The following is a 1,711-nucleotide window of genomic DNA, read 5'->3' as shown; positions in this document are numbered from 1 at the left end:
CCCCGTCCCGACCACCCAATCAGGATATGCTATGGGTGGTCGGGACGGGGAGCGGGCCGGCACCGCTCTCGAAACCCGCCCTTTCGCGGGTTTCCAAACCGCCGCTGACTATTCGCCGATGAGATGCACCGCCACGCGCCGGCGGTGGGCGGCGCGGCGGTGTTCGAACAGGTAGATGCCCTGCCACGTGCCCAGCACCGGACGGTGGCCGATCACCGGGATCGACAGCGATACGTCGGTCAGCGCGGTGCGCAGATGGGCGGGCATGTCGTCCGGCCCTTCCTCACTATGGGCATAGCGGTCGCTTTCGGGGGCGATGTGGCGGAAATAGCGTTCGAGGTCGTCGCGCGCCGCCTCGCTCGCATTTTCCTGCACCAGCAGCGAGGCCGAGGTGTGGCGGCAGAACAGCGTCAGCAGCCCGCTGGCGATGCCGGTTGCCTCGATCCAGTGGCGAACCTGACCGGTGATGAGCACCAGCCCCTGTCCGTTGGTCGTCACCACCAGCTCGCCATGTTCCTGTCGTATCATCGCGCCTGCTTGCCCGAAGCCGCCCGGTCGCGCTAGGCGGGGCCATGACGAACCCTTCGACCGGGCGTGAACGCCTGACCCGCCGCATGGCCCGTGGCTGCGACTTCCTCGGCTCCGATACCGCGATCCTGTGCGGCGCGATGTCGTGGGTGAGCGAGCGCCATCTGGTCGCCGCCATCTCCAACGCCGGCGGCTTCGGCGTGATCGCGTGCGGGGCGATGACCCCCGAACTGCTCGATGCCGAGATCGCCGCCACCAAGGAGCGGACCGCGAGGCCGTTCGGGGTGAACCTCATCACCATGCACCCGGCGCTGTTCGACCTGATCGACGTCTGCGGGCGCCACCGCGTCACCCATGTCGTGCTGGCCGGCGGGCTGCCGCCCAAGGGGTCGCTCGACGCGATCAAGGCGACGGGGGCCAAGGTCATCGCCTTCGCCCCGGCGCTGGCGCTGGCGAAGAAGCTGATCCGCAGCGGCGTCGACGCGCTGGTGATCGAGGGGATGGAGGCCGGCGGCCATATCGGCCCGGTGTCCACCAGCGTGCTGGCGCAGGAGATGCTGCCCGAGGTGGCGGACCAGGTGCCGGTGTTCGTCGCGGGCGGGATCGGCCGGGGCGAGGCGATCGCCGGCTATCTCGACATGGGTGCGGCCGGGGTGCAGCTTGGCACGCGATTCGTCTGCGCGACCGAATCGATCGCGCATCCGGCGTTCAAGAAGGCGTTCCTGCGTGCATCGGCGCGTGATGCGGTGGCGAGCGTGCAGATCGATCCGCGCCTGCCGGTCATCCCGGTGCGTGCGCTCAAGAACGCGGGCGGCGAGCTGTTCACCGCCAAGCAGCGCGAGGTGGCGCAAAGCCTCGACGAAGGCGGCGTCGCGATGGCCGAGGCGCAGTTGCAGATCGAACATTACTGGGCGGGCGCGCTGCGCCGCGCGGTGATCGACGGCGATGTCGAGCATGGCAGCCTGATGGCCGGCCAGTCGGTCGGTATGGTGACGAAGGAGGAAAGCGCCGCCGCAATCATCGCCACACTGATGGACGAGGCGGCAGCGGCGTTCGACCGGCGGGTGATCGCCTGAGCCGATCAATCGGGCGGCGTTGCTCCAAAGTTTACAAAGTTTACACTAGGCCGCGTCTGCATTTATCGTAGCCAGATCATGGCGCAGGCGAGATGGACGAAGCCCAT

Annotated in this window: 2 protein-coding genes; one reads left to right on the top strand and one right to left on the bottom strand. The window is 68.3% G+C overall.

Going from position 1 to position 1,711, the window contains the following annotated elements:
- Nucleotides 1-108: 108 nt before the first annotated feature.
- Nucleotides 109-525: a secondary thiamine-phosphate synthase enzyme YjbQ gene (locus tag ASE78_RS03745; RefSeq protein ID WP_056493571.1), complete on the bottom strand. Its 417-nt coding sequence runs from the start codon at nucleotides 523-525 to the stop codon at nucleotides 109-111.
- 89 nt (nucleotides 526-614) lie between these two features.
- On the opposite strand from ASE78_RS03745, the gene ASE78_RS03740 reads away from it, so the two are divergent.
- A complete protein-coding gene (locus ASE78_RS03740; RefSeq protein WP_082466993.1) occupies nucleotides 615-1,604 on the top strand; it encodes an NAD(P)H-dependent flavin oxidoreductase in 990 nt (329 codons plus the stop codon).
- The last annotated feature ends 107 nt before the right edge of the window (nucleotides 1,605-1,711 follow it).

The sequence above is a fragment of the Sphingomonas sp. Leaf25 genome (genome assembly GCF_001421635.1).
Classification (GTDB): Bacteria; Pseudomonadota; Alphaproteobacteria; order Sphingomonadales; family Sphingomonadaceae; genus Sphingomonas.
The sequence above is the reverse complement of the archived record's forward strand: the minus strand, read 5'-3'. Positions and strand labels throughout refer to the sequence as shown.

Coding starts and splice junctions, on each gene's coding strand:
- ASE78_RS03740 (WP_082466993.1), top strand. CDS start 615: ATGGCCCGTGGCTGCGACTTCCTCGGCTCCGATACCGCGATCCTGTGC.